We start from the raw sequence: 6,526 nt of genomic DNA, 5'->3' as shown, positions 1-6,526 counted from the left end.
ACCCCGCGCTGGTCGTCTACACCTCCGGCACGACCGGCCCGCCGAAGGGCGCGGTGATCCCCCGCCGGGCGGTCGCGGCCACCCTGGACGGGCTGGCCGAGGTGTGGGAGTGGACCGCCGAGGACGTCCTGGTGCACGCGCTGCCGCTGTTCCACGTGCACGGTCTGGTGCTGGGGGTGCTCGGTCCGCTGCGGCTCGGCGGCGCGCTGCGTCACCTGGGCCGCTTCGACACCGCCGGGGTGGCGCGGGAGCTGAACGCGGGCGCGAGCGTGCTGTTCGGCGTGCCGACGATGTACCACCGGATCGCCGGGTCGCTGGCGGCGGAGCCGGAGCTGGCGAAGGGCCTGGCCTCCGCCCGGCTGCTGGTGTCCGGCTCGGCCGCGCTGCCGGTCCACGACCACGAGCGGATCCTGGCCGCCACGGGCCGGCGCGTCGTCGAGCGGTACGGGATGACCGAGACGCTGATGAACACCAGCGTCCGCCTCGACGCGGGGCCCGGCGCGACGTCGGCCGGGACGGTCGGCGTCCCGCTGCCGGGCGTGGAACTGCGGCTGGTGGACGACGACGGCGCCCCGCTGCCCGCCGCCGACGGCGAGAGCATCGGGGAGATCCAGGTGCGCGGCCCCCACCTGTTCACCGAGTACCTGGGCCGCCCGGACGCCACCGCCGCCGCCTTCACCCCCGACGGCTGGTTCCGCACCGGCGACATGGCGGTCCTGGAAAGCGGCGGCGCGGTACGGCTCGTGGGGCGGCGGGCCACGGACCTGATCAAGAGCGGCGGCTACAAGATCGGCGCGGGGGAGATCGAGAACGCCCTGCTGGAGCACCCCGGGGTGGCCGAGGCCGCGGTCACCGGCGCGCCCGACGCGGACCTGGGCGAGCGGATCGTCGCCTGGATCGTCCCCGCCGATCCGCGGACGCCGCCGGACCCGGAGGAGCTGGCGGACCACGTGGCGCGCCGGCTGGCGCCGCACAAGCGCCCCCGCGAGGTGCGCCTGCTCGCCGCGCTGCCCCGCAACGACATGGGCAAGGTGATGAAGCGTGTACTGGACCCCAGTTCCCCCGCTCCCTTGATCAGGTGAGCCGGACTCGGACGCCTGCCCGGACACGCTCCGGCACGACATAGTCACCGTGTGCCAACAACGGGCTGCAGACCGGCAGTTGGCGCATGTCCCAGTACGAACTCATGTCCCGAGGAGCAGTACCCCATGAACGTCATCACCGACGCGCTCGCCTGCATCGCCCACTTCCTGGGCTGGCTGGTCTGACCCTTCCCGGCGAGCCGCCGGAACGCGGACGCACAGCGGCGCCGTCTCCCCGTCCCAGGGAGGCGGCGCCGCCGTCGTTCCGCGGTGACCCGGCGTCAGTCCACGCCGGGCACCCGGCGTGTCACTTCACGCCGATCGCGCGGATGATCTCCTGACGGACCGAGCCCTTCCGGTCGTCGCGCACCTCGGCGCGCAGCGAGACGTGGTCCGCTCCGCTCGGCGCGGTGAGCGTGCCCTGCCAGGTGTCGCCCCGGCGGCGCAGGTCGGCCGTGCGCCAGGTGCGGCCGTCGTCGTAGGACACCTCCAGCCGGGCGGACACCAGTCTGCCCGTGCCGCTCGCCCCGTCGACGTACTCGGCGCCGAGGGTGACCGGCACCCGCTGCCGCGCCCGGACGTCACCGGACAGGTCGGTGGTGACGTCGAAGCCCAGGTTGAGCAGCGGCAGCGTGACCTGCCCGTCCGTCGCCGCCGAGCGGAACGTCCACTCGCCGTGGCCGCGGCTGGACAGGTCCCACTGCCCGGGGTCCAGGGTGGTGTCGGTGACGACCTTGTACGTCTGCTTCCCGGCGGGCGCGTCCCAGACGTTGAGCCCGCTGCCCTGGGTGCGCCCCAGCAGCGTGCCGTCCTCGGCGTACAGGGCGGTCTCCTGCGTCATCCCGGACGTCTCGCTCCACACGTCGCCGAAGCCGGTGTGGTCGGGGCCGGAGTCGCCCCAGCCGGGCACGTTGATCGCGATCGCGTCGCCCTCGCGGGTCTGGCCCCAGCCGAGGCCCTCGCCCATCCAGGGGTGCCAGACGGGACGGAACCAGTCGAGCTCCTGCCGGTCCCCGGCCCGGTAGGCGACCAGCCCGGAGCGCTGCTCCATCGCCTCGTTGTTCGTCAGCGCCTGCTCGTGCCAGGTCAGGCCGTCGGCGACGGTGACGTGGTCGGTGCGGCGGTGCGGGTAGGCGACCCGCTCGCGGAAGCCGACGCCGACCGGGAAGGTGTCGGTGATCGACCAGCGGTACTCGCTGCCGGTGTCGGTGGGCCGGGTCGCGTGGAACGCCACGTCGATGTGGGCGAGGTCGCGGCGGCCGGGGGTGTACTCCAGGCCCCGCGCCGGGATGGCCCCCGGGTGGCCCTCGGTCAGGTCGTAGACGAACAGGGTGTTCGGGGCGCCGGTCGCGGTGACGGTCCCGGCCGCCCGCAGGCGCTTCGCGTCGGCGGCGTTCAGCGAGGCGACGGGCAGCGGGGCCTCGGCGCCGGTGTCCGGGTCGCCGGCCCAGACGCTGAGCCGGCCCGGCCGGTCGTCGGTGATCAGCAGGATCCGGGCGCCGGCCTGGTGCGCGGCGCGGGCCAGGGCGGGCACGTCCGTGTCGTCGCCGACCGTGGCCAGGACGGCCTTCCCCTTGACGGCTCCGGTGACGGAGCCGGAGCCCACGTCGGCCAGGCGCGCCGTCAGGTCGCCGTCGACGAGCGGGGCGCCCGCCTGCGGGACGGTCTCGCCGACGCCGCGGATCTTCAGCAGGGGGTTGCCGAGCCGCCAGCGGGTCCGGTACTCGAAGCTGCCCTCGGTGACCTTCCGGGTCGGGGCGGCGTAGACGGTGTCGTAGGCCAGCGGCACCTGGTACGCGGCGGAGGTGGGGAGGCCGCGTGCCTCACGGGCGAACTCCATCAGGAGCTGCCGGGTCTCGGTGCGGTCCTCGACCCTCGCCTCGATCTCGCGCAGTGCGGTGCCGTCCAGGGTGATCTCGCGGTCCCGGTCGAGCAGGATCTCGGGTGCGGCGAGCAGGCCCAGGCCCAGGGAGTCGGGGCCGTGCGCGCCCCTCACGTCGAGGAAGGTGTCGACGCCGTACAGGCCGGGCCGCAGGCGCAGTTCCAGGGTGCCGGAGTCGCCGACGCGCGCGGGCTCGGGCCAGGCGTCCGGTTCGAAGAGCTGCACCGACAGGTCGGCCGCCGTGGGCCTGCCCTCGCGGTCCTTCACGTGGACGGTGAGGGTGTGCCGTTCCTCCTCCTTGACCATGCCGAAGAGGGTGTGCGCGACGGGCTCGCCGGCCACCGAGGCCACGATCTGCCCGCCGATGTCGCCGGCCGGCGCCCCGGTGCTGTCGCCGGTGACGGTGGTGGAGGCGGTGCCGTGGGCGGGGACGGTCAGCGTGCTGTCGGCGAGGGTGGCGACGCCAGAGCCGCCCTCCACCGCCAGGTCCAGCTCGGCGTCGCGGTCGCCGTCGTTGGTGTAGGTGAGGGTCCGGGTGACCGGCTCGTCGTCCTCGTGGGGCCAGCTGTGGAAGCCGAGGTCCACGCTGCCGGTCGCGGTGACCTGGGCGGACACCGCCGCGGGGACGTCGACGCGGCCGGCGCCGAGCACGTAGGCGGAGTCGTCCAGCCGCTCGGAGGTGGACATCAGCGCGCTCTTCAGCTGCTCGCCGGTCCAGTCCGGGTGCTTCTGCGCGAGCAGCGCGGCCACTCCGGCGACGTGCGGGGTGGCCATCGAGGTGCCGCTCATGGCGACGTAGTCGCCGGAGCCCTCGGCCAGGGTGGAGCGGGCGGCGAGGACGTCGACGCCGGGGGCGGCCAGGTCGGGCTTGAGGGCCATGTCGCCGTGGCGGGGGCCGGCGCTGGTGAAGTAGGCGGGCACGTCCTGCCGGTCGACGGCGGAGACGGTCAGCGCCGAGTCGGCGGCGCCGGGCGAGCCGATGGAGGAGGGCGTGCCGGTGTTGCCGGCCGCGATCACGAAGAGCGCGCCGGTCTCCTCGGAGAGGGTGTTCACCGCCTGCGCCATGGGGTCGGTGCCGTCGCTGGGCTCGGGCGAGCCGAGGCTCATGGAGACGATCTTCGCGTCGACGTCCCGGGCGGCCCACTCCATGCCGGCGATGATCTGGGACTCGGTGCCGGAGCCGGAGTCGTCGAGGACCTTGCCGACGGCCAGGGTGGCCTCCGGGGCGACGCCCTGCTCCTTGCCGCCGGAGGCGGCGCCGCTGCCGCCGACGGTGGACGTCACGTGGGTGCCGTGGCCGTCGCGGTCGGCGACCTCCTCGCCCTCGATGAAGCTGCGGGACTGCGCGACGCGGCCCTTCAGGTCGGGGTGGGAGGCGTCGACGCCGGTGTCCAGGACGGCGACGGTCACGCCCTTGCCGGTCAGCCCGGCCTGCCAGGCGGCCTCGGTGCCGATCTGCGCGTTGCTCTCGGCCATCTCGGCCTCGACGCGGCCGTCCAGCCAGACGCCGCGGACGCCGGCCTGGCGGGTGACGGACGTCCAGAAGTCGCGGCCCTTGTCCGCGGTGACGGCGGCGCCGCGGACGCTGGGCAGCGACCGCTCGCGGTCGGCGCCCTCAGGGGTGGTGGTCCGGGCGCCCTTGCCGTAGGTGAGGATCAGCGGCAGTTCGCCGGTGCGGGCGTCGGTCAGGCCCTGCTCGATCAGACCGGTCACGTCGAACAGCCGGGGGTCCAGCCGGCCGGCCCGCAGCAGCGGCCCGGCCTCCTCGGGGACGACCCGGATGCGGCCGTCGACCACGTCGGTGCGCACGGCGCCCGGGGCGCCCTTCGGGGGCTGTACCTCGACGGTTCTCCGGTCGCCGCCGAGCTCGGTGACGGTGACCTGGTGGCCCGTCACCAGCGTGACGGTGCGGGCGGCGGTGGCCCGGGCGCGGGCCGCCGAAGCGGTGTCCGACGGCGCGGGGGCGGCCGCGGAGGGCGCGGCCGGGGACAGCGACGCGCAGGCGAGACAGGCGGCGACCAGGGTCACGCCGCGCCGGGCGGAACGGGGCCGCGCGGAACCGGGCTGCGCGGAACGGGGCTGCGCGGAACGGGGCGGTATGGAACGGGAGCGTGCGAAACGGGGGCTCATCTACCCTCTCTTCGTCCAGCGGCCGCCGGGAGGTAGCGGGCGCTTGGCGACGATTCTTCGCAGGCGAATGTCACTGTCAGGTCAAGACCGGCGGGCGGGATTGCGCCGTGACGTGAACCCGCCTCCGGCGCCCGCCCGCGGAGTGCGCGAGGAGACGCGAGAGTGTCCGGGCGGCCCGGTGGACCACCCGTCCGGTCCGCACTCGGCCGGGCGGCTCCAGCGGGCGCCCGGTGGCGGAACCTCGCAGGATGCGGGAAGGGACGCCGGCCGGGCGTCTTCGACCGCACCCGGGAGGATCCACAAGTGACCGCCGACCTGGACCAGTTGCGCCGCTGCCACTTCGCCGTGGACCTCGGCGCCGCCCGTACCCGCGTCTACGTCAAGGGCGCGGGACTGGTCGTCGACCAGCCCTCGGTCGCCGCCGTGAACACCCGCACGGGCGCGCTGATCGCGGTCGGCGAGTTCGCCGAGAAGATGACCGGCCGCACCCCCGAGTACATCAAGACGGTCCGCCCCGTCTCCGGCGGCACGGTCGTCGACATCGAGATGGCGCAGCGGATGCTCCGTCACCTGCTCGGCGAGAAGACGCGGCGCCTCCTGCGCCGCAAGCCGCGGCTGCGGGCGGCCGCCTGCACCCCGCACGACGCGGACCCGCTGGCCCGTCGCGCCACGGTGGAGACGCTGGTGGGCCTGGGCGCCCGCCGGGTCGAGCTGGTGGACACCCTGATCGCGGCCGCGGTGGGCTGCGGCCTGCCGGTGGAGCGCGCCGAGGCCACCATGATCATGGTGTGCGGAGCGGCCGCCACACAGGTGGCGGTGCTCTCGCTCGGGTCGATCGTGACGGCGGAGCGCATCCCGGTCGGCGGCGAGGCGGTGGACAACGCGATCGTCCAGCACCTGCGGCACGAGCACGAGCTGATGCTGCCCAGCCAGTCGGTGCGTCCCCTCCAGCTCGCCCTGTCCGGCAACGGGCTCACCCCGCACGGCCCGGCCACCACCGAGATCAACGGCCGTGACGTGGCCACCGGTCTGGCCCGCTCGGTGCAGGTGGACACCGCGGCGGTGCGCAACGCGATCCAGACGCCGCTGACGGCGGTGCTGGACGGCATCGGCAAGGTGCTGCGCGACTGCCCGCCCGACCTGGTCGCCGACCTCGCCGACCGCGGGATCATGATGGTCGGCGGCACGGCGCTGCTCCCGGGCTTCGACCAGATGCTCCGCCAGGCCACGGGCATGCCGGTGCACATCGCCGAGCGCCCCGACGTGTGCGCCGTGCAGGGTCTCGGCGCGATGCTGGACGGCAAGATCGAGCCGCTGGTCCTGAACCCGCTGGCCGGCTGAGCCGCCCGGGCCGGGCACCGGGGTCGGGCACCGGGGTCAGGGCCCGGGTCGCAGACCGGGGTCAGGCCCGGGTCGGACCTCCGGGTCAGGC

Annotated in this window: 3 protein-coding genes; 2 read left to right on the top strand and 1 reads right to left on the bottom strand. The window is 75.0% G+C overall.

All coding sequences use genetic code 11. The features are described from left to right. On the top strand, nucleotides 1-1,082 hold a 1,082-nt coding region (locus ACOV8S_RS21310; RefSeq protein ID WP_448319430.1), incomplete at its 5' end, for an AMP-binding protein. Nucleotides 1,083-1,389: 307 nt separating this feature from the next. On the opposite strand, the gene ACOV8S_RS21305 is transcribed toward ACOV8S_RS21310, so the two are convergent. Continuing rightward, nucleotides 1,390-5,094, bottom strand: a complete 3,705-nt coding sequence (locus ACOV8S_RS21305; protein WP_448319428.1) for a S8 family serine peptidase — start codon at nucleotides 5,092-5,094, stop codon at nucleotides 1,390-1,392. A 303-nt stretch (nucleotides 5,095-5,397) separates the two neighbouring features. Here ACOV8S_RS21305 and ACOV8S_RS21300 point away from each other — a divergent pair, with 303 nt between their 5' ends. Continuing rightward, nucleotides 5,398-6,435: a rod shape-determining protein gene (locus ACOV8S_RS21300; RefSeq protein WP_351115765.1), complete on the top strand. Its 1,038-nt coding sequence runs from the start codon at nucleotides 5,398-5,400 to the stop codon at nucleotides 6,433-6,435. The last annotated feature ends 91 nt before the right edge of the window (nucleotides 6,436-6,526 follow it).

It is taken from the genome of Streptomyces sp. CO7 (assembly GCF_053474865.1).
This window is presented reverse-complemented; position numbering and strand designations above follow the sequence as displayed.